This is a genomic window from Ectothiorhodospira sp. BSL-9 (assembly GCF_001632845.1).
In the GTDB taxonomy this organism is placed as follows: domain Bacteria; phylum Pseudomonadota; class Gammaproteobacteria; order Ectothiorhodospirales; family Ectothiorhodospiraceae; genus Ectothiorhodospira.
In genome coordinates this window covers 1,902,773-1,923,599 of the sequence record NZ_CP011994.1, presented here as the reverse complement: position 1 = coordinate 1,923,599, position 20,827 = coordinate 1,902,773, and the positions used below count along the sequence as shown (strand labels likewise).

The 20,827-nt window shown below is 65.1% G+C and carries 21 protein-coding genes and 1 pseudogene; 7 read left to right on the top strand and 15 right to left on the bottom strand.

The window, feature by feature from the left end:
* Positions 1–71 precede the first annotated feature (71 nt).
* The 6 genes and pseudogenes from ECTOBSL9_RS17730 to ECTOBSL9_RS09055 all read right to left on the bottom strand — a co-directional run.
* Positions 72–458, bottom strand: a pseudogene (locus tag ECTOBSL9_RS17730) (hemerythrin domain-containing protein); the annotation flags it as partial.
* Positions 459–463: 5 nt separating this feature from the next.
* Positions 464–1,282, bottom strand: coding sequence for an ABC transporter ATP-binding protein (locus tag ECTOBSL9_RS09075; RefSeq protein ID WP_082829842.1), 819 nt, complete (start codon positions 1,280–1,282; stop codon positions 464–466).
* Between the two features lie 4 nt (positions 1,283–1,286).
* Positions 1,287–2,300: a branched-chain amino acid ABC transporter permease gene (locus ECTOBSL9_RS09070; RefSeq protein ID WP_205631953.1), complete on the bottom strand. Its 1,014-nt coding sequence runs from the start codon at positions 2,298–2,300 to the stop codon at positions 1,287–1,289.
* Positions 2,300–3,175: a branched-chain amino acid ABC transporter permease gene (locus ECTOBSL9_RS09065; protein ID WP_063464770.1), complete on the bottom strand. Its 876-nt coding sequence runs from the start codon at positions 3,173–3,175 to the stop codon at positions 2,300–2,302. Before ECTOBSL9_RS09065 ends, ECTOBSL9_RS09070 begins: the two co-directional genes overlap by 1 nt.
* Before the next feature lie 86 nt (positions 3,176–3,261).
* Complete coding sequence (locus tag ECTOBSL9_RS09060; RefSeq protein WP_240480948.1) at positions 3,262–4,422, bottom strand: ABC transporter substrate-binding protein; 1,161 nt, start codon at positions 4,420–4,422, stop codon at positions 3,262–3,264.
* Positions 4,423–4,520: 98 nt separating this feature from the next.
* Positions 4,521–6,974 carry a DUF1631 domain-containing protein gene (locus ECTOBSL9_RS09055; RefSeq protein ID WP_063464769.1) on the bottom strand — a complete coding sequence of 818 codons (2,454 nt, stop codon included), beginning with the start codon at positions 6,972–6,974 and terminating at the stop codon, positions 4,521–4,523.
* A 120-nt stretch (positions 6,975–7,094) separates the two neighbouring features.
* Here ECTOBSL9_RS09055 and ECTOBSL9_RS09050 point away from each other — a divergent pair, with 120 nt between their 5' ends.
* The gene (locus ECTOBSL9_RS09050) at positions 7,095–7,976 is read left to right on the top strand and encodes an HDOD domain-containing protein (RefSeq protein WP_063464768.1); all 882 of its coding nucleotides are present in this window, start codon (positions 7,095–7,097) and stop codon (positions 7,974–7,976) included.
* Between the two features lie 19 nt (positions 7,977–7,995).
* Here the strand turns inward: ECTOBSL9_RS09050 and ECTOBSL9_RS09045 are convergent, their stop codons facing one another.
* The 3 genes from ECTOBSL9_RS09045 to ECTOBSL9_RS09035 all read right to left on the bottom strand — a co-directional run bounded on the left by ECTOBSL9_RS09045 (position 7,996) and on the right by ECTOBSL9_RS09035 (position 9,429).
* Positions 7,996–8,277, bottom strand: coding sequence for an acylphosphatase (locus ECTOBSL9_RS09045; protein WP_063464767.1), 282 nt, complete (start codon positions 8,275–8,277; stop codon positions 7,996–7,998).
* 124 nt (positions 8,278–8,401) lie between these two features.
* A complete protein-coding gene (locus ECTOBSL9_RS17530) occupies positions 8,402–8,989 on the bottom strand; it encodes a LysM peptidoglycan-binding domain-containing protein (RefSeq protein ID WP_240480947.1) in 588 nt (195 codons plus the stop codon).
* 104 nt (positions 8,990–9,093) lie between these two features.
* Positions 9,094–9,429 (bottom strand): DUF4398 domain-containing protein, encoded by a 336-nt coding sequence (locus tag ECTOBSL9_RS09035; protein ID WP_240480946.1) that lies wholly within the window; start codon positions 9,427–9,429, stop codon positions 9,094–9,096.
* A gap of 139 nt (positions 9,430–9,568) precedes the next feature.
* Here ECTOBSL9_RS09035 and wrbA point away from each other — a divergent pair, with 139 nt between their 5' ends.
* Positions 9,569–10,195 carry an NAD(P)H:quinone oxidoreductase gene (wrbA, locus tag ECTOBSL9_RS09030; protein WP_063464766.1) on the top strand — a complete coding sequence of 209 codons (627 nt, stop codon included), beginning with the start codon at positions 9,569–9,571 and terminating at the stop codon, positions 10,193–10,195.
* Between the two features lie 4 nt (positions 10,196–10,199).
* A complete protein-coding gene (locus ECTOBSL9_RS09025) occupies positions 10,200–10,544 on the top strand; it encodes a DUF2069 domain-containing protein (protein WP_371258971.1) in 345 nt (114 codons plus the stop codon).
* On the opposite strand, the gene hda is transcribed toward ECTOBSL9_RS09025, so the two are convergent.
* From hda to ECTOBSL9_RS09010, 3 genes are read right to left on the bottom strand one after another with little or no spacing between them, the layout of a single operon-like run.
* Entirely contained in the window at positions 10,541–11,248 is a 708-nt protein-coding gene (gene hda / locus ECTOBSL9_RS09020) for a DnaA regulatory inactivator Hda (RefSeq protein WP_063464765.1), read from the bottom strand. The genes ECTOBSL9_RS09025 and hda overlap by 4 nt on opposite strands.
* A 4-nt stretch (positions 11,249–11,252) precedes the next feature.
* Positions 11,253–11,822, bottom strand: coding sequence for a CDP-alcohol phosphatidyltransferase family protein (locus ECTOBSL9_RS09015; protein ID WP_063464764.1), 570 nt, complete (start codon positions 11,820–11,822; stop codon positions 11,253–11,255).
* Complete coding sequence (locus ECTOBSL9_RS09010) at positions 11,819–12,883, bottom strand: DUF2066 domain-containing protein (protein WP_082829840.1); 1,065 nt, start codon at positions 12,881–12,883, stop codon at positions 11,819–11,821. The genes ECTOBSL9_RS09015 and ECTOBSL9_RS09010 overlap by 4 nt, the downstream gene beginning before the upstream one ends.
* Before the next feature lie 200 nt (positions 12,884–13,083).
* Between ECTOBSL9_RS09010 and purM the strand changes: the two genes are divergently transcribed.
* The 4 genes from purM to ECTOBSL9_RS08990 are packed head-to-tail and all read left to right on the top strand — an operon-like array spanning position 13,084 to position 16,994.
* Positions 13,084–14,139 (top strand): phosphoribosylformylglycinamidine cyclo-ligase, encoded by a 1,056-nt coding sequence (purM, locus tag ECTOBSL9_RS09005; protein WP_063464762.1) that lies wholly within the window; start codon positions 13,084–13,086, stop codon positions 14,137–14,139.
* Positions 14,139–14,810 carry a phosphoribosylglycinamide formyltransferase gene (gene purN, locus ECTOBSL9_RS09000; protein ID WP_063464761.1) on the top strand — a complete coding sequence of 224 codons (672 nt, stop codon included), beginning with the start codon at positions 14,139–14,141 and terminating at the stop codon, positions 14,808–14,810. The genes purM and purN overlap by 1 nt, the downstream gene beginning before the upstream one ends.
* A complete protein-coding gene (locus ECTOBSL9_RS08995; protein ID WP_063464760.1) occupies positions 14,752–15,534 on the top strand; it encodes a DUF3108 domain-containing protein in 783 nt (260 codons plus the stop codon). The genes purN and ECTOBSL9_RS08995 overlap by 59 nt, the downstream gene beginning before the upstream one ends.
* Positions 15,535–15,566: 32 nt before the next feature.
* Positions 15,567–16,994 carry an NAD(P)/FAD-dependent oxidoreductase gene (locus ECTOBSL9_RS08990; RefSeq protein WP_063464759.1) on the top strand — a complete coding sequence of 476 codons (1,428 nt, stop codon included), beginning with the start codon at positions 15,567–15,569 and terminating at the stop codon, positions 16,992–16,994.
* Between the two features lie 11 nt (positions 16,995–17,005).
* Here ECTOBSL9_RS08990 and pmbA read toward each other — a convergent pair whose 3' ends face one another.
* From pmbA to ECTOBSL9_RS08975, 3 genes are all read right to left on the bottom strand, one after another.
* A complete protein-coding gene (pmbA, locus tag ECTOBSL9_RS08985; RefSeq protein ID WP_205631952.1) occupies positions 17,006–18,352 on the bottom strand; it encodes a metalloprotease PmbA in 1,347 nt (448 codons plus the stop codon).
* Between the two features lie 71 nt (positions 18,353–18,423).
* Positions 18,424–19,869, bottom strand: a complete 1,446-nt coding sequence (gene tldD, locus ECTOBSL9_RS08980; RefSeq protein ID WP_063464758.1) for a metalloprotease TldD — start codon at positions 19,867–19,869, stop codon at positions 18,424–18,426.
* A gap of 142 nt (positions 19,870–20,011) precedes the next feature.
* Positions 20,012–20,812 (bottom strand): carbon-nitrogen hydrolase family protein, encoded by an 801-nt coding sequence (locus tag ECTOBSL9_RS08975; protein ID WP_082829839.1) that lies wholly within the window; start codon positions 20,810–20,812, stop codon positions 20,012–20,014.
* Between the last annotated feature and the right edge of the window lie 15 nt (positions 20,813–20,827).

Below are 20,827 nucleotides of genomic sequence, written 5' to 3'. Positions count from 1 at the left end.
AGGACCTTCAGGGCCTGGGGAATGAGGATCTGTTCTTCCAGCAGGATGTGCCGGCGCAGGGTATGACTGAATCGGTCCAGGGCCGCACACAGCTCATCGCGCCCCTCGGGCCAGTGCGCCACACAGCGGTGCAGCAGCACGCGCAGCTGCTGCAGGGCGTCGTGGGCCGTCAGGTAGTCCGCTTCCAGCTCGTCCAGCTCCTCGAAACCCCCACCCGCCCGGGCCCGCAGGCGCTCGAACAGCAGGATCTCGTTAGGACGGCTCTGCACCCGCTCCGAGTAATGCTCGAAATAATCCAGGATGGCATTGATCAGCACCTCGTCCGGCTCGGTGCCCTGCTGATCCATGTCCTGCTGCAGGCGTTCCAGCAGCAGGATGATGCGCCACAGGTTCAGGTGCTCCTCGGAGATCGTGCCCGTGGCTCGCTGACTGGCGGCGGTCTTGTGCGGTTCGTTCATGGCCCTCAGCCCCCCAGGTAGGCGGCAATGACATCGGGATTGTGGCGTACTTCCTGCGGCGTACCCTCTGCGAGCTTGCGCCCGTAATCCAGCACCAGCACCTGATGGGAGACGGCCATGACCAGCTTCATGTCATGCTCCACCAGCACCACGGTCACGCCCTGATCGGCAACGCGCTGAATCAGGCGCTCCAGAGCGGCGGTTTCGGCGCTGTTCAGGCCCGCTGCCGGCTCATCCAGCAACAGGATGCCCGGCTCCGTGGCCAGTGCCCGGGCGATCTCCAGGCGCTTGAGGGCACCATAAGGCATGGCCGAGGCCTCTGCCTCCAGGTAAGCCTCACAGCCCACGAAGCGCAGCAACTCCCGCGCCTGCTCCCGGCAGGCCCGCTCGCTGCGCCGCAGGGAGGGCCAGCGCAGCAAGGCGGCGAGAAAGTTGCGCTTGAGGTGAAGGTGCCGCCCCAGCATGACATTTTCCACCGCCGACATATTCATGCAGATCTGCAGGTTCTGAAAGGTGCGGGACATGCCGAGCCGGGCCAGGCGCTCAGGAGCCATGCCCTGTACCGGTTGTCCGTTGAGCAGCACCTCCCCCCGATCCGGCTGGTAAAGACCAGTGATCAGATTGAACAGGGTGGTCTTGCCCGCCCCGTTGGGACCGATCACGGAATGGATGGTGCCGGCCCGGATATGGAAGCTCAGATCCTCCACCGCATGCACGCCCCCGAAGGCCTTGCTCAGGGACAGCACCGCCAGATCCGCACCGCTGCGCCTGGTGTTTTCCGCATCAGGCCCGGCGGACGCATTTTGTGACAATAGGGCATTCATGCGCTCACCCCCCCGGACCCGATGACCGCGCGCCCCCCGGCCAATGACGTTTCACCAGGGCCGTGAGGGTGGGCAGCAACCCCTTGGGCATGAAGATCATGGTGAGCATCAGGATGAGACCGAACATCATCATCTCGTACTCGTGAAAATCGGTGAGCAACTGCGGCAGCAAGAGCAGCAGCACGGCCCCGATGATCACGCCATACGTGGATCCCATGCCCCCCAGCACCACCATGGTGATCAGCTCGATGGAGTGTTCGAAGGTGGCCAGCTGCGGCGTGATGAACCCGGTGTAGTGGGCGAAGAAACTCCCCATGACGCTGGCATACACCGCCGAGATCACAAAGATCAACAGCTTGTAGTGACTGGTGTCCACCCCCACGGTGCGCGCCGCCACCTCGGAGCCATGCACCGCGCGCAGGGCCCGCCCGATGGGGGAGTCGATCAGGTTCTGGGCGATCCATACGGCCAGCACGAGCAGGACCCCGGCCAGGGCATACCAGGCATGGGTGCCCGAGATGACCAGCCCGAAGAGATGGTATTCATCGAAGATGCTCAGTTCAAAGCCCATCAGCGACAGGGGTTCCACCGGGATCCCGTCGGGCCCTCCGGTCAGCCAGCCCTCGTTGTTGATGACAATGGCGATGATGATGCCCAGGCCCAGGGTGGCCATGGATAGGTAATGCCCCTTCAGACGCAGGATGGGGCGCCCCACGAGCCAGGCCAGGGTGGCCACCAGCAAGGCGGCACACAGCAGCGCTGGCACCGGCGTCCAGCCGTAGGTACCCGTGAGAATGGCACTGCCGTAGGCCCCCATGGCAAAGAATGCCGCGTGCCCCAGACTCACCTGCCCCGCATAGCCCACCAACAGGTTGAGCCCCACCACCGTGGCGGCGATCAGGGCCATCTGGGTGGCGATATCCAGATAAAACTCGTCGTTCAGAACGATGGGCACCAGCAGCAGCACGAGCACCAGCACCGGCAGACCCGGCATCTTCGAAGGCATGGGCAAACGCATCAGACCCGCTCCGCCACGCGACTACCGAACAGCCCCCGAGGCATGAACAGCAGGATCACCAGGATAAGCAAAAAGGCCACCGCGTCCTTGTAATCGGAGGAAATGTAACCGGCGGTCATGGCCTCGGCGATACCCAGCAGCAGGCCGCCTACCACGGCCCCCACGCCGCTGCCCAGCCCACCGATGGCCGCTGCCACGAACCCCTTGAGGCCCAGCATGATGCCGATGTCGTAGGAGGTCAGCGTAATGGGCGCGGCCACCACACCGGCCACGGCGCCGAGAATGGCCGCCAGGGTGAAGGCCAGCATGACCACGAACTGGATGCGCACCCCCATGAGACGGGCAGCCTGCTTGTTCATGCAGGTGGCCAGGATGGCCTTGCCCAGCAGCGTGCGCCTGAAGAACAGGGCCAGCACCAGCACCAGGACGGTGGCAATGCCCAGCACCCACAGGCTCTGGGTGTACATCACCGCCCCCATCACCTCGATGGATGCCCGTTCACTGAAGGAAGGCAGGGCATGGTACTCCTTGCCCCAGATCACCTGGGCGATGCCCCTGAGGAAGATAGCGGCGCCAATGGTGATGATGATCAGGGTGACCACATCCGCCTGCCGGGCCGTGGCGATGGCGAGCCGGTGCAGGAGCGCGCCCAGCACCGCCGCCAGGAGGATCGCCATGGCAATGGCCAGAGGCATGGGCACCCCCATGACCATGAAGGCCAGGGTGGCCATGCCACCGATCATGATGAACTCACCCTGGGCAAAGTTGATCACGTGGCTGGCGTTGTACACCAGGGTGAACCCCAGGGCCACCAGGGCATAGATGGCGCCGGTGGTCACGCCGGCGAAGAGGTACTGTAGGAACTCGGCAAACATGCGGGACTCGAGGCAGGCTAACAAGGGTCATGTGGAACGCCCGGGCAAGGAGTCACCCGGGCGCCGTGCACTGACGGACACGGGGCTCAGTCGATCAACGCCCAGCGACCGTCGCGAACCTCCAGCAGACGGAAGGATTCAGGCTCAAGACCGTTGTGGTCCTCCGGCGTCATGTTGAAGACCCCGGTCACCCCGACGAAACCCTGAACCGATTCCAGGGCGTCGCGAATGGCCTCGGGGTCGGTACTGCCCGCCTGTTCGATGGCGTGGATGGCCAGGTGCAGGGCATCGTAGGCATAACCGCCAAAGGTGGACACGGAAGTATTCCAGCGCGCCTCATAGGCCTCCTTGTAACCCTGCACCACCGGCTTCTGCGGGTCGTCATCCGGCAATGCATCGGGCACCAGCAGCGCAGAAGCAGGCAGGCGCACCCCTTCGGCGGCCGATCCGGCCAGATCCAGGAAGCGATCGGAGGCCACGCCGTGGGACTGGTACAGGGGCAGATCAATGCCCAGGTGGGCATAGTTGCGGGTGACGATGGCCGGCCCCTGGCCGAAACCGAAATTGAATACCGCCTCAACGCCCTCGGTGTTGCGGATACGGGTGAGCTGTGAGGTCATGTCCGTATCCTGGGGGCCGTAGGTCTGATCCGCCACCACCTGGATCCCGAACTGTTCCACCACTTCCAGGGTCTGTTCCCGACCAGAGCGACCAAACCCGTCGGTGCCGGAGATCAGGCCGATGCGCGTGATGCCGCGCTCCTGCATGTCGCTCAGGACACGTTCCGCCGCCATGCGATCCGACTGCGGGGTCTTGAATACCCAGGGACGCACGGGTTCGACGATGGTGAGGGCACCGGCCATGGAGATCATTGGTGTACGGGCCCGCTCGGCCAGGGGCACGGCGGCCATGGTGGTGCCGGTGGTACTGCCGCCAATGAGCACGTCCACCCGATCGCGGCGCAACAGACGATTGGCAAAGTTGCGGGCCTCGGAGGCACTGCCCCCATCATCGTAATGAATCAGACGCAGAGGCCGACCCAGCACCCCGCCCGCCTCATTGATGCGCTCCACATACATCTCCAGGGTCTTGAGTTCCGGGTCGCCCAGGAAGGACGCGGGGCCCGTGGCGGAGACGAAGGCGCCGATGCGTATGGGCTCATCAGAGGCCGGAGCGGGCCCGGCAACAGCCAGGGCAAGGAGGGTCGTGACAGCGGCCATGCCGCGCAGCAAGCTCTTCTTGTTCACCGGGTACTCCAGTCTGTGGGGGGTGGCCAGATGGAAAAACCCGCTAATAAAACCACAAATTTGTCATAGGTGGCTAGGGGCGCCGCCCCAGCGCCCTCCTATTTCAGGCTGGACATGAGGGTCTCGATGGCCCGATCGAAGACCGGTACATCCTCGATGATCCTCGCCCGGCCGGCCCGGAACTCGGCGGCCAGGGCGTGGGAGGTCATCTCCCGGACCTTCAGCCCCTGACGATTGACGAAGAAGTACTTGCCGCTGATGAGGCTTTTCCAGGACAGCTTGATCCGCTCGGGCTGGTTCTCCGCGTCCAGCAGTTCCAGCCAGGTGCCCTCGGCCAGTTCCCGGGCGGTCATCAGATGCAGGTCCTCCACGGGGACATCCCCAGCAGCCTCGCCTTCCCACGCCTCCGGAGTGCTCTGACCCGGCACGCTGAAGCGCCCTTCGGAGATCAACTGGTTGATTTCCGCCACCTTGCGGGCCATGAAGGAGCGACCATCGTGGACATCCTCCGCAACGTCCTCCGCCGGTGTCTCGCGGGCCGGTGACTGAAAAAGGGGATCCGCAGCAGGCTTCGCCTCCCCGGCAGTGGGCGCGGGGTCGACACCCTGCTTGCGGGTGGCGGTTGTCGCCGTCACATCCTCCAGGTCGGGCGCCACCGTGGCGGCATCCCCGGCTGGCATCGGCGTCTTCACCATGCGCGTGTGTTCACGGGCCAGCAGGGCCATGACTTCCTGTTGCTCCTCCGGTGGCCGCGACATGCGGGCCATGCCGTCCTGAAGGGCCTTGAGCAATGAGGGCAGCAGACCCGTAAGCTGATCTCGTTCATCCTGCCGCCCCTTGGGAATGAGACTCCACACCAGCAGTGAGGCCACGTTCAAGGCCTTCTGCCACAACTGACTGTGCTGACCATTCCTCAGGTAGATCAGCACCAGCAATTCCTTCCAGGTGTGGCGCAACAGATGCTCGATGGGTTCGGGCAGGGAACGCCCGTCGATCACCCGTTCAATGGCCTCGTCAGCCACCCCTCTGGCCAGCAGCAGATTCTCGCGCCCCTGGGTGGCCAGGGCCGCCTGCTCCTCCCGTTGGGCGGCCCGCTCGGCCTGCTGGGCGCAGAAATCCTGCAGGTCCTGGAGAACCTCATCGAAGATGCCCACATCATCCTCGAAGTCATTCAGCAGGCGCTCCACCAGGGACTCGATCTTGACCCGCAGACCCTCCTCCTCGTCGGCGGCCTCGGACCAGCCCACGCCCACCCGGGACAGCTCCGTGAGCAGGCGGCGAGCCGGGTGACGCTTGCGACTGAAGAAGCCCTTGTCCAGCAGGGCCACCTTGAGTACGGGAATCTGCAAACGACCAATGAGTTCCTTGATGGGGGCCGGCAGCGCCGGGTCATCAAAGATGAATTCGAACAGCATGGCGACGATATCGATAGCCGACTCATCCATGCCGTTGAGGGCAACGGCCTGATCACCGCCGGTGTTCAATGCACCGACCACGGCACCCTTGAGTTCGGCGGCCCCACCTCCCACGACGCCCACCTGACCCGAGGAGGGCAGCGAGGACAGGGCGGCGATCACCGCGCCCATGTCGGCCGTGACCGCTCTGCCCGACCCCGAAACGGCGCTGCCCGTGCCGGAGCCACCACCAGGCACACCGGCCCCCATGCCCCCGGACCGTCCACCCTGGTGGACTGACCCCTGTGGGCCCCGACGACCCACCCAGTGCCGCAGCAGCGCCACCAGATCGCCCTCGTCATCCTCGCTGTCGACATCGTACGCACCCGGATCCATCCCGGCTTCGTCCAGGGAGCCCTCCGGAGCATCCCTGCGAGACTCGGGAACGGGCCGGCCCTCCCGGCCTTCGTGGCGCAGGTCCGGCAGGATGCGCATTTCCACCAGGTAGCGGTTGATCTCGTGATACAACGGGGCCAGGCGGGTGACCACGAACTGATCAAACAGCTTGAAGATGATCAGGCGAATGCGGATATCCACATCCAGCACCTGCATGGCATCCCGAAACCCCCGACAAAACGCCACGGGGTCCACCGGGTTGTCCTCCTCGCTCAAGCGGGATCGCTCCATCACCGCAGCCAGACGCCGCTCGATGGCATGCAGGTCATGCTCATTCAGGCGCCGTGCCTTGCCCACCATGCCATCGATGGCCAGGTTTTCCTCCAGTTCCTCATCGTCCACCAGGCTCAGTTCATCCGGTTCGGCGGTGGGAGACCGCGACGCCGCGGGCCTGGCGCGCAGGCACTGATCGAAGACCCGTGCCATCTGGGTGGCGTACTCACTCTCCATGGTGGAGCGCTGCCGGCGCAGCTCCCGCATGGCGTCGAAATAGGCCGTCTGGGAGCGGTTGTCCTCGGCCTTCTCCGCCAGCTTGAAGAGGGCGTCGTCGGCGTTATCCAGCATCTCCCGCAGCAGCGGCTCCACGTGACGGGTAGACAGGTTCCGGCAATGGCCCAGGATCTGAATGGGCATGCGGCCCCCCGCCTTGTGTGGACCTGGGGCCTTGAACGCGACCACGTTGTGTACGGCTTTCTCGTTCATGGCAATAACCTGGGGTTGCTTGGGACCGCTCCCGTCGCGGTTGACTTCAGTGTCTTATAGTCCATAGTTAGGCTTGGGAAACGCGACAAAATTCAAATTTTTTCGAGACCAATCAAACGCATGGGTGACCTTTCAGACAAGCGGTTCGATCTCGGCGACCTGTTGAAGGACGTGTCGCACCTGATATCCCCCCCGGAAATCATCATCCGGCTGCGCCAGGCGCTGGAGGCGCCCCACTCTTCGGCCAACAGCATTGCCGCCATTGTGACACAGGATCCCAACCTGAGCGCCCAGGTGCTGCACCTGGCCAACTCGGCCATGTACGGCCTGCCCAACCGGATCGATACGGTCTCCAGGGCCATTTCCATCATCGGCACACGAGCCCTGTATCACCTGGCGCTGGCAGTGAGCGCCACGAACACCTTCTCGCGCCTGCCCTGCGAACTGGTCAATGTGGCGGTGTTCTGGCGTCACAGCATCTTCACGGCCCTGGTGGCCCGCTCGCTGGCCCAGCGCTGCCACGTGCTGCATCCGGAAAGGCTGTTCGTGGCGGGGCTGCTGCACGATGTGGGCAGCCTGGTGCTGTACAGCCGCTATCCCGAGGAGTTGCGCGAGGCCCTGATGATCTCCCGGGGCAATGAACAGGTGCTGGCGGAGCAGGAGCGGGAGATTCTGGGATTCGATCACGCAGACGTGGGCGGGGAGCTGCTGCGTATCTGGGGCCTGCCACCGGTCCTGCAGGAGGCGGTGGGCCGACATCACCGGCCTGGCGCCGCTCACCAGGCCAGTCTGGAGGTGTCGGTGGTGCACCTGGCCGACGCCCTGAGCAATCGCACCGAGCACGGCAGTTTCAGTGAATATGGTGGCTATGCATGCCTGGTGGATCCGGGAATCTGGACCACGCTGAAATTGAACGAAGAGGACACGGATGACATCTGGGACGAAATCACGCCTCAGTTCATGGAAATCCTCACCGTCATCCTGCCCCGAGCCAGGGCCTGAGGCAGGACGGCCCAGCACCTCAGCGGGTGTGAAACCCCGACTCCACCGGCCCGGCAAAGGCCTCGCAGTCGAGACTGTCCACCCGAGCCTGGGATGGCCCCTGGCGCAGCCATTGCCTGAGCGACTCCAGTGCAGCTTCCGGGCCTTGGGCCACCACTTCCACTCGCCCATCAGGCAGGTTCATGGCATACCCATCCAGGCCCAGCTCTCGTGCCTTGACCTGGGTGGAGGCCCGAAAGAACACGCCCTGCACACGGCCTGACACCCAGCAGCGCAGGGCCTGATGATGGGTCTGGGACATGATGTTTGACTCCGTATCCGGCTATCTTTCGATAAGTGGGCACAACGTGGAAGGGCCCGCCAAGGCGGGCCCTTCCATCAAGCACTGCGACATTGATCATGTTCGGGCCCGAAGGTCGTCCGGATCAACGCATGGGAGACAGCCCATACTGTTCCAGGTAGCGCACGTCAGAGCGCTCCACCGGGCCGACCTGCCAGGCACCCCGGGTGCGGGCATGCCGCACTGCCTCATCCACATCAGCCGAGGCAGGATTCCGCTCGATCCGCAGCTCCTGTCCCGGGAAGATCAGGTCGGCATCGCGGATCTGGTCCACATTGGCGCGGTAGATCAGGGGCCACTGGTAGGGGTTGCCGTACACGGAACTCTTGCCGGAGATCTTCCAGAGGCTATCGCCCCGCTCCACGTTATACGACATGAAACTGGGCTCGGGTTCCGGCTTGGGCTCGGCCGGAGGCGGTGCAGGCTCGGGTTCCGGTGCTGGCGCCGGCTCCGGGGCACGGGCGAACAGCTGCGGATCGCAGGTCTCGTTGGCACGCGCTTCGGTCCAGTAGCCGGTGCGCCAGCAGTCCCCGCCAGCACTTCTCACATGCTCGCCACTGGCATCGATCAGGTAGGCTGTCCCCACGGGGGTCTCTGACACGGTGGCGCAGCCTGACAGCAGAGCCGCAGACATCACGCCCGCCAGCAATATCATGTTCTTTTTGGTTTTCACGGCCACAGACTCCCTTTTGAATCCTGGTAATCGAGATAGGGGGACAACCCCACTACCTTTGATTCTAGACGATCCCGCGATGCAACGCGAACGCTGCGAGGGGGTCAATCCCCGGCCTGAATGCGCGCCTCAATGGCCAGACGCTTGGCCTCGTTGGCCTTGTAGCGCGCCGACCGGTACTCACCCTGCTGCAGCCGGCCCTCGGCCTGCTCCAGCAGCTCACGGGAACGCTGATAGGTCTCGCCGGCACGATGGGGGGCCTGAGCCTCCTCGGCCGCCCTGAGGGCCTGCCGGGCATCACTCATCTCCTGAACGGGCGGTGTGGTGGCACAACCCGACAGCATCAGCACAGCGCCCACAAGCAGGGCCAGGGCGTATAATATGGCGCGACGCCGGCCGGCAGGGCGAGAGAAGGAAAGCAGGATGCGATTCGAATTCACGATGGCGTCTGAGGCTCCCGTGAGAGATTCAAGGACACTAGCACCAGGCTACAAAATCGTCAAGGCAACAACCACCTACAGACAAAACCTTTGACGGCTGTTTAAATACGGTTCGTCCCATGGCCCAGCAGGAGTGAGCATGACACTCAATCCCCAGGCAGAAATCCTTGTCGTCTATTACAGCCGTTACGGCGCCACCGCCACGATGGCGCGCCATGTGGCGCGCGGCGTTGAAGAGGTGGCCGGGTGCACCGCCCGACTGCGCACCGTCCCGACGGTATCCACCACCTGCGAGGCCGTGGAGGACGCCATCCCGGCGGACGGCCCACCCTACGCCACCATGGAAGACCTGCAGGCCTGTGACGGCGCAGCCTTCGGCACCCCCACGCGTTTTGGCAACATGGCGGCACCCCTCAAGTACTTTCTGGACCAGACCAGCAACCTCTGGTTCTCCGGGGATCTGGTGGGCAAACCGGCGGGCGTGTTCACCTCCACCGCCACGCAGCATGGCGGTCAGGAATCCACCCTGCTGAGCATGATCACCCCACTGCTGCATCATGGCATGCTCATCGTCGGCGTGCCCTACTCGGAGGCCGCGCTGACCGAAACCACCTCCGGCGGAACGCCCTATGGCCCCAGTCATGTCTCGGGGCCCAAGGGAGACAATCCCTTCACGGAACACGAACGGATACTCTGTCATGCGCTGGGCCGCCGCCTGGCTCGCACGGCCCTTGCCCTCAAACAGGGTGGCGACCACAAGGGGTGATACCGTGTCCAAGCGCAACTACCGCATGCTCACCCTGGGCGGCTTCTTCGGCCTGCTGACACTGATCGTGATCGCCACCACCTGGGCCTCGCCCCCGGAGGACTTCCCCCGCTCCCTGCTGCTGCTTCTGCTGGGCGGGCCACTGCTGATCCCCTTGCGAGGGCTGCTGTACGGGCGCCCCCAGACCCATGTCTGGAGCAGCCTGCTGGCCCTGCCCTACGTGGTGATCGGGGTGGCCATGGCCACGACAGGCGGGCATCAGGCCTATGGGCTGCTGATGCTGGTGCTGAGCCTGGTGTTTTTCGCCGGATGCCTGGGGTATGCGAAGGCCGCACGCAAAGAGGCCTAGTCGGCCTGGAGCACCTTGCGCACGAAAGGCAGGGTGATCTTGCGCTTATCCCGGAGCGAGGCCTTATCCAGGCGGTCCAGAAGCCCCATGAGTGAAGTCAGGTCCCGACGCTTGTGGCGCAGCAGGTAGTCACAGGCGTCCGGGGGCAGGTCGAAGCCGCGACGGTGGGCACGGCGCACGAGCACCTCACGCTTGTGGACGTCACTGAGCTCATGGAGCTGGAACACCGGCCCCCAGAGCAGGCGTGATCGCAAATCCGGGAGGGCCACGGAGAGGGACTGCGGGGCCGTGCGCGAGGCGAGCAACAGGCGCGTCCCGGCATCCCGTTGACGATTGATGAAGTCGAACAGGGCCCGTTCGAAATCCGCCGCCCTTGGCATCCGGTCCAGGTCATCCAGGGCGATGAGATCCAGCCCCTCCCAGCCATCCAGGACGCCCGGACCACTATCGGCCAGCAGACCCATGGGCAGATAGGCGATCCGCCCCCCTGCCCGGCAGACCTCATGACAGGCCGCCTCAAGCAGATGCGTCTTGCCGCAGCCCGCTTCACCGAAAAGGTACACCTGAGGCTCCCCGATGCCCTGGGCGGCCGCGCGCACTGCCTCCGGGCCCAGGGGATGATCACCGGAGTGAAAGACATCGAAAGTGGCGCCATCACGCAGGGCCACGTCCAGGGTCAGTTGCTGGGTCAGTTGCTGGGTCATGACGTCATCGCGGGGGGTCGACGGTGGCGCGGCCGTGATTGAAGGCCTTGCGACTCCAGGCCACCACATAGGCCAGGCCGCTGCTGACCGTGGTGAAAAGCACCAGCAGGAGCATGCCATCCAGATACCAGGCCGGCAGGGAAAGCACCCCTGCACTCACGATGACCGAGAGGACCAGCACGATCTGCATGAAGGTGTTCACCTTGCTGATGAACAGCGGTTGCATCTCCAGGCTGCGTGTCACTGCCCGGAAGGCCAGGGCGCCACTGAGAATGATGACCTCCCGGGCCACCACCAGGGCCACCAGCCACCAGGGCAGCAATCCTGTCCAGGCCACGGTGAAATAGGTACTCACCACGAGTATCTTGTCCGCCAGCGGGTCCAGATACCCGCCCAGACGGGTGTACCAGCCATAGCGGCGCACGAGCCAGCCATCCAGGGCATCCGACAGGCCAGCCAGGAGCAGCAGCCACAGCACCAGCCCGTATTCCTCGACCAGCAGCGCCCAGACAATGGGCACCGTCAGGGCGATGCGCAGCAGGGTGATCGTGTTGGGCAGTTGACGCAGGCTCACCGCAGCAACCTGAATCCAAGGGCCTCACCGGCCTCGCCTTCATCATCCAGGGATGTCGGCGCCAGGGTGGACCCCAGCCGCGCGGCCCGTTCAAGATCCCTGGCCTCGCCACGCACCTGCACCAGGAAAAGGGCACGTTCAGCATCCAGCCCCTGGGGCTGCACACGGCTCACCGGGGCCATATTCGACAGGTACCGGCCCGCCCGCAGGTAGTCGGACAGGGAGCCGATCCCCGTCACCACCACCGTCACGCCGTCCTGGTCCTGCTGCAGGCCCGTGACCACCATCTGCCGGCTGAGGTGATCCGCCACCTGGTCCACTCCCTGCTGCATGAGCCCTGACAGGCGATCATCCTGCATCTCCCAGGTGCCGCCGCCCTGCTCCACATGCAGCTGGAAGCGCCCCTCCCAGTTACCGCCACGCTCACGGACACGCACCACGAGCATGCCATCGGGGCTGTAGCGGGCAGAGGCCTCGCGCAGGGAATCGTCAAAACCACCCACCACATCGGCGGGGCTGACACGGGCCTGGTCTTCCATATCCAGCAAGGGGAAGATCAATGGCAGGCCACGCTCGCGGGCAACACGCTCCATGGCGTGGCGTGCCTCACCGGCATCCTGATCACCGACCAAACGTCGCTCATCATCATCCTGCACCAGCATCCAGACCAGCAGCACCGGCCTGTCCCGCCCCCAGACCGGCAGACCACTGTCACGCAGGAAGCGCTCCAGGGGGGCCGTATCAAAGCGCACCCAGAGGGCATTCCCGCCGCCAGGCTGATCCTGGTAACGGTATTGACGGACATGGCGGGGGGCCTGCTCCAGGAACTCGGCCACCCGTTCATCGTCAGCCAGGGCACGATCTCCGGTATATTTGACCAGCACCTGACCCAGGGCCCTGGAGAAGGCCTCGGCACGCTCGGGGCGATCGCGGGTATCCACGGGCACCTGGGCCTCATCCAGGCCTGCCGGGGGCAGCGCCAGCGCCACCGGGGCCCAGGCCAGGGCGGCCAGCGCCAAAACCACGGATAGGAACGGCCGGGACTGAACAACTGATTTCATGGCACCAGGACTAGGGCTAGGGGTGTCTGGGTGGCTAAAATACCATAACTACCGGACCTACCGCCTCGGTTTACAGCAACACCCGGCGTCGCTAACATCACAGCCCCCGTCAGCACCCGGCAGGCACCGGTTCGCGACCCGATTGCCGGCCCTGCCCCGCCAAGCGCCGGCCGGCATCCATCCATTCAAGGACATGCATCATGGCCCAGAACGACAAACCACCCACCCAGGGCATCCGCTATCAGGATGCCGGCGTCAATATCGATGCGGGCAATGCCCTGGTGGAGCGCATCAAGCCCCATGCTCAGCGTACCCGGCGCCCCGGCGTGATGGCGGGCCTGGGGAGCTTTGGCGCCCTGTTCGAGCTCCCCTGGCAGGATTACCGCGAGCCGGTGCTGGTCTCCGGCACGGATGGCGTGGGCACCAAGCTGAAGCTGGCCCAGCAACTGGGACGCCACGACAGCATCGGGATCGACCTGGTGGGCATGTGCGTCAACGACATCATCGTTCAGGGGGCCGAGCCCCTGTTCTTTCTGGATTACTATGCCACCGGCGCCCTGGACGTGGACACCGCCGCTGACGTGGTGAAGGGTATTGCCGACGGCTGCGCCCTGGCAGGCTGTGCGCTGGTGGGCGGAGAAACCGCCGAGATGCCGGGCATGTACGGTGACGGTGAATACGATCTGGCCGGGTTTGCGGTGGGCATCGTGGAAAAGTCCCGTCTGATTGATGGCAGCCAGGTGGCCCCCGGTGATGTCCTGCTGGGCCTGGAGGCCTCCGGCCCCCATTCCAACGGTTATTCCCTGATCCGACGACTGATCGAGCTGACTGACGCGGATCTGGACGCCCCCTGCGGCGAGGTCACCCTGGGTGAGGCCCTGATGGCCCCCACGCGGATCTATGTCAAACCCCTGCTGGCCTTGATGCAGGCTCAGCCCGTGCACGCCCTGGCCCACATCACCGGGGGCGGCCTGCTGGAAAACCTGCCCCGGGTGATGCCCCAAGGCACCCTGGCCCGGGTGAATCCGGATGCCTGGCCACGACCGGCCGTTTTCGACTGGCTGCGTCAGGCAGGGGGCGTGGAGGAAAGGGAAATGCTGCGCACCTTCAACTGCGGTATCGGCATGGTGGTGGTGCTGCCCTCCCAGGCGGTTGCCGCCGCCCAGGAACTCCTGAAGAACGAGGGCATCAACACGTGGCGCCTGGGTGAGATCGCCCCGGGCGAGGGTGCCCCTCACGTGGAACTGGTGCGCTGATGGGCGCTGCCACACAGCCGGGCATCGTGGTGCTCATCTCGGGATCGGGCACCAACCTGCAGGCCCTGATCGACGCCGTGAAGGATGGCCGCATCCCCGGTTGCATCCGCGCCGTGATCAGCAACCGCCCCGGCGTGGCGGGTCTGGATCGGGCTGCCCGCGCGGGGATTCACCATGAGGTGATCAATCATCGGGATTATGGGGATCGAGAGGCCTTCGACGCTGCCCTGATGACCGGTATCGATGCCCATACCCCGGATTTGGTGGTGCTGGCCGGCTTCATGCGCGTGCTCACTCCGGACTTCGTGGGTCACTACGCTGGACGGCTGGTCAACATCCACCCGTCCCTGCTACCCGCCTACCGGGGCTTGCATACCCATGAACGGGCGCTCGAAGATGGTGTCGAAAGCCATGGCTGCAGTGTTCATTTCGTCAATACCGAACTGGACGGCGGTCCGGTGATCATCCAGGCCCGGGTACCGGTGCTCGGGGATGACACGCCCGACACCCTGGCCGCCCGCGTACAGCAACAGGAACACCGCGTTTATCCCCAGGTGGTGCGCTGGTTCTGCCAGGGGCGGCTGTCACTCGCAAATGGACAGGTAAGGCTTGATGAAAACACCCTGCACACCCCCCTCCAGGTGGAGGCTGACACGCCACTGGACGCCTGACCGGGCGCTCGCGGTGGCGCTGGGCCTGTCGCTGCTGCTGGTCTGCCTGCCGGTGGCGGCCCAGTCCATGCCCTTCGTCCCGCCCTCCTACACTGCAGAATATGAGGCCCAGAAGATGGGGCTCTCGGTGGTGGGACACATCACCCTCACCCGCGAGGGAGAGTTCCTGCGGTATCGCGCCCGTCTGCGCCCCACCGGCGTGCTCTCCTGGGTACGCAGTGACGAGATCATCGAGCAGAGCATCATGCGCATGACGCCCGATGGCCTGCGTAGTGAGGAGTACCTCTACAGCCACACCGGCGGCAGCCGCAAGCGGCTCACCGAGAGCCGTTTCGACTGGGAGGCGTATCGGGTGAAGGGCGTGCACAATGACAAACCCTTCGAACTGGACCTACCCCCCGACGCAGTGGATCGCTTTGCCCTGCAACTGGCCATGATCAACAGGCTGCACCGGGGCGAAAAGGAGTTCAGCCAGACCATCGTGGATCGCGACCGTATCCGCACCTATCACTTCACGGTGGGTGAGCCACGCAACATCACCACGCCCATGGGCCGGGTGGAGGCCATCCCCGTCATACGGGAGATCGAGGACCGGGACACCACTGTCAGCACCTGGTTTGCGCCGCGCATGAACTACCTGCCGGTGCGCCTGGAGCAGGAGCAGAACGGGGATAGCGTGGTCCTCAACATCCGCTCTCTGGAGTGGCACGACAACCCCCGCTGACACCCCCGCCCACCACTCCATAGGGAGCCCCCATGCCCGACAGTGCACCCAAGGAAGTTGACCTGGCAGTGATCGGCTCCGGACCCGGCGGCTATCGGGCGGCGGTGCTGGGCGCCCTGCGGGGACTGTCTGTGGCCATCATCGAGAAGGCCGACTGGGGTGGGTGCTGCCTCAATCGCGGCTGCGTGCCCAAGAAGGACTGGCATCACACCGCCCGCCTGGTGGCCTCGCAATCCAGCTTTACCCACCGGGGACTGGAGGGAGAACTCACCGCCCGCATGGACCAGGCCTGGAATCATCAGCGGGCCGTGGTGGAGCGTATCCGGGGCAGCTACCAGGATTATCTGCATCACCTGAAGGTGGCCACACTCTCCGGCCATGCCCGTTTTCAGGATGCCCACACCCTGGTGGTGAAAACTCAGCATGGCGAACAGACCATCAGTGCCCGTCACATCATCATCGCCACCGGCGCCCATAGCCATGTTCCCCCACCGTTTGAGCCCGTGCCAGGCCGGGTGCTCACCAGCGACATGCTGTTCGATGACCCGCCGCCCCCCGGGGAGCGCGTCGCCATCATCGGCAGCGGCGTGGTGGCCACGGAGTTTGCCTTCATCTTCAGCCAGATGGGCAAGCAGGTCACCTGGCTGGCCCGATCCCCCATGCTCCGGCGCCTGAACTTCAGTCGCCCGGCCCTGAGCGCCCTTCGGGATGCGCTCTCGGCCCAGGGGGTTACATTACAGGGCGGTGTGAACTTCGTATCGGTGGATGTCCATGACGATGGCGTCACACTGGGGATGGAGGGTGGCGAGGCGGTAACCGTGGACTGGGTCTGCCTGGGGACGGGACGGGTGCCCCACACCGAGGGACTGGCACTGGAGGCCGCCGGGGTGGAGACGGATGATTCCGGCTTTGTGCGACGGGACAGCCATCTGCGCACCCGCGCCGACCACGTGTATGCCATCGGCGACGTGGCCAGCTCCTGGATGACAGCCAATCATGCCCTGTCCGATGCCACGGTGGCCATCGAGAACATCATCACCGGCAACACCCGGGAGCAGGACCCCGGGCAGGTGCCCGTAGTGGTCTACAGTGCCCTGGAGCTGGCCCGGGTGGGCATGGACGAGGATGCCGCAGAGGACGCCGGCCACGAACCGGCCGTGGGATTTGCCGCCTTCGAGACCTCCCCCTGCGCCCTGGGCCAGGATGACACGGCGGGCTTCGTTCGGCTCATTGCCGACATGGACACGGCCAGGCTGCTGGGGGGGGAGATCACGGGCGCCCAGGCGGGGGAGTTGATTCATCTGCTCTCCCTGGCGCCGGACCGGGAGACGGCTCTGGCATGGATTGCCCGGGGCCGATTCAACCACCCGGCCCGGGCCGAGGAAGTGCTCAACGCCGTGGAGACCCTGGCCGGCAAATGGGGGCTTCGTGAACCCATTTTTGGCAGTGAAACCCCCTAGCCGGGTCGAGGCTATTCCCCTGCCACCGTCAAGCCGTCGATGAGCAGCGAGCCGGTGCGCACATTGCCGCGCAGGTCCATGTCCGAACCCACGGCCCGCAGGTCACGGAACATGTCCTTGAGGTTGCCGGCCACGGTGATCTCTTCCACGGGATACTGAATCTCGCCGTTCTCCACCCAGAACCCGGCCGCGCCCCGGGAATAGTCGCCGGTGACCATGTTGATGCCATGGCCAATCAGCTCCGTCACCAGCAGGCCCGTGCCCATCTCGGCAAGCAGCTGCTGGAAGTCCATGGGGCCGGGGTCGATGGTCAGGTTGCGCAGTCCGCCAGCATTGCCGGTGCTCTGCATGCCCAGCTTGCGGGCCGCGTAGGTATCCAGGGCATAGGACTCCAGTCGTCCGCCACTGACCAGATCCCGGGCCTGGGTGGCCACACCCTCGTTGTCGAAGGGGGCACTGCCCAGGGCCCGGGGGATGTGCGGCTGTTCATGGATGTGCACGAACTCCGGGAAGATCGGATCGCCCAGGCGGTCCACCAGGAAGGAGGCCTTGCGATACACGGTGCTGCCCCGGATGGCGGCGATGAAGTGACCGAGCACGGAGCGGGCCACATCCGGGGAATACAGCACCGGGCAGCGGCGCGTGGAAAGGCGACGTCCTCCCAGACGACGCAGGGCCCGGTCGGCCGCCTCCACACCCACGGCCCCGGCCGCCTGCAGGGCCTCCCGGTGCCGGGCCACGGTGTACCAATAGTCACGCTGCATGTTGCCATCATCGTCACCGGCCAGCACCGAACAACTCAGGGAGTGCCGGGTGGTGGCATAGCCGCCCACGAAGCCGTGGGTATTACCGTAGACCGCCGTGCCACGAAAGCTGTTGATACCTGCCCCCTCGGAATTGACGATACGGGCATCACGCTCCCGGGCGGCCGCCTCACAGGCACGGGCGATCTCGATACCCTCATCGGCCGTCAGACCCCAGGGGTGGTCCAGATCCAGGGCGGGGTAGTCCTGCGCCATCAGGGCCGGATCGGCCAGACCGGCACAGGGGTCCTCGGCCGTGTAACGGGCGATGCGGCAGGCCGCCTCGGCCGCCTCACGAAGCGACCCGGGCTTGAGGTCGGAGGTGCTGGCCGTGCCCTTGCGCTGTCCCATGTAGACGGTGACGGCGATGCCCTGATCCTTGTGGTATTCCAGGGTTTCCACTTCACCCAGGCGCACATTGACCGACAGCCCGGCGTCCTGGCTGGCAGCGGCCTCGGCGCTGGTGGCACCGGCGCGGCGGGCCTCGTCCAGCACCTGGCTGACGATGGCTTCCAGATCTTTCTCGTCCAGGGCCGAGGGGGTTGTTTGCGACATGGGGGCTCCTTTGTGGGGTAAGTGCAAGACTGTCAGGGAATGCGTCGGGCGCAGCCTGCGACAATGATGGGTCAGTGGCTGGTGCCACCCACTGTGAGTCCATCCACCCGCAGGGTGGGCTGGCCGACACCCACCGGGACACTCTGGCCCTCCTTGCCACAGGTGCCCACGCCGTTATCCAGATTCAGATCATTGCCCACCATGGACACCCGGGTGAGCACATCGGGTCCGTTGCCGATCAGGGTGGCCCCTTTCACCGGGCGGGTGAGCTTGCCACCCTCGATGAGATAGGCCTCCGAGGCGGAGAACACGAACTTGCCGGAGGTGATGTCCACCTGCCCGCCACCGAAGTTGACGGCATACAGCCCCTTGTCCACGGAGGCGATGATCTCAGCCGGATCATGGGGCCCGGCCAGCATGTAGGTATTGGTCATGCGGGGCATGGGCAGGTGTGCGTAGGACTCCCGGCGCCCGTTGCCGGTGGGCGCAAGTCCCATGAGGCGGGCGTTCAGGCGATCCTGCATGAAGCACTTGAGCACACCGTCCTCGATCAGGGTGGTGGACTGGGTGGGCGTACCCTCGTCATCCACGTTCAGCGATCCGCGACGCCCCTCCAGGGTGCCATCGTCCACCACCGTGACCCCCGGAGCCGCTACCCGCTGCCCCATGCGCCCACTGAAGGCCGAGGTGCCCTTGCGGTTGAAGTCGCCTTCCAGGCCATGACCAATGGCCTCATGCAGCAGCACGCCCGGCCAGCCTGAGCCCAGTACCACGGTCATGGTCCCGGCCGGGGCATCCACCGCATCCAGGTTCAACAGGGCCTGACGGGCGGCCTCGCGGGCATAGCCCAGGCCACGTTCCTTCTCCAGGAAGAAGCCGTACCCGGTACGACCACCGCCACCGCTGGAGCCTTGTTCGCGCCGCCCTTCCCGATCCTCGGCAATCACGTGCACATTCATGCGCACCAGGGGGCGGATATCCGCCGCCAGGGTGCCGTCCGTATTGAGCACCATGACCACCTCGTGGACGCCGGCAAGACTGACCATGACCTGGCTGATACGGGGATCCTGGCTACGGGCCTCGGCATCCAGGGACTGCAACAGTTCGATCTTGGCCTGCTCATCCAGGGTGCCCAGGGGATCCACCGGCAGGTACAGGCGATGGGCCGGGGTGGTCCGCCGCACCGGCACGCTGCCATCCCGGTGATCACGACCGATGGCACGGGCGGTCAGGGCCGCCTCCATCAGCGAGGCGGGGGCGATCTCGTCGGTGTAGGCAAACCCCGTCTTGTCGCCGCTCAGGGCGCGGACACCCACGCCCTGCTCGATGTTGTAGCCCCCTTCCTTGACGATGCCATCTTCCAGCACCCAGGATTCGTGCCGGGCCAGTTGAAAATAAAGGTCGCCCCCGTCCAGTCCGGGACCGGCCAGGGTGCCCAGCACCCGATCCAGATCCGAATCGGTCAGGCCGGAGGGATCAAGCAGGTGCTGACGTGCGGTTTCCAGTGTCTGGGTCATGGAGAGGGGCCTTCCGGGTTTGGGGTCGCTGATAACTCATGCCGGGCACAGTGCCGGGCATGAGGTCAGTGTTGGGGGGCTGGGTCTGTAATTCAAGCCCGAGGGCCCTGGGGTTTTATGCCCGCTGGGCCTCGGACAACCCTCAGGTCAGGTCGCAGGACAGGCGCCGGTGATAGATCGAGGGGAAGCTGCGGCGGATGACCTTCTGGCGTTCCGGATCCATTTCGCCACACACCACGCCGGAGCCCCGGGGCAGACGGTCCAGTACATTGCCCCAGGGATCCACCACCATGCTGTCACCGTGGGTTTCACGACCGTTCACGTGATATCCCCCCTGGGCAGCAGCCACCATGTATACCTGGTTCTCGATGGCCCTGGCCCGCACCAGGGGCTCCCAGTGGGCACGTCCCGTGACGGCGGTGAAGGCCGCCGGCAGGGCGATGATCTCGACCCCCCGATCCAGCAGTCCACGGAAGAGCTCCGGGAAGCGCAGGTCATAGCACACCGCCAGCCCGAGCACGCCAAAGGGTGTCTCCACCACCACCACCTGATCACCGCTCATGATGGTGTCGGATTCCTCGTAGTGTTCGTCGTTGTCCGGCAGGCGCACATCGAATAGGTGGATCTTGTCGTAACGACCAACCCGCTGGCCCTGGTCGTCATACACAAGGCAACTGGCATAGATCTTCCCGGGGTCGGGACAGGCCAGGGGCACGGTCCCGCCCACCAGCCAGATACCGTGCTGACGGGCCTGTTCGGCCAGGAAGTCCTGGATGGGACCCTGGCCATCCTCCTCGCGGACCTCCACCTTGTGGAGTTCGTTCATGCCCATCAGGGCAAAATTTTCCGGCAGCACCACCAGACGGGCCCCCGACTGGGCAGCCACGGTGATCAGGCGTCGCGTTTCCTGCAGATTGGCGGTCAGGTTGGTACCCGAGGCCATTTGAATGGCGGCGGC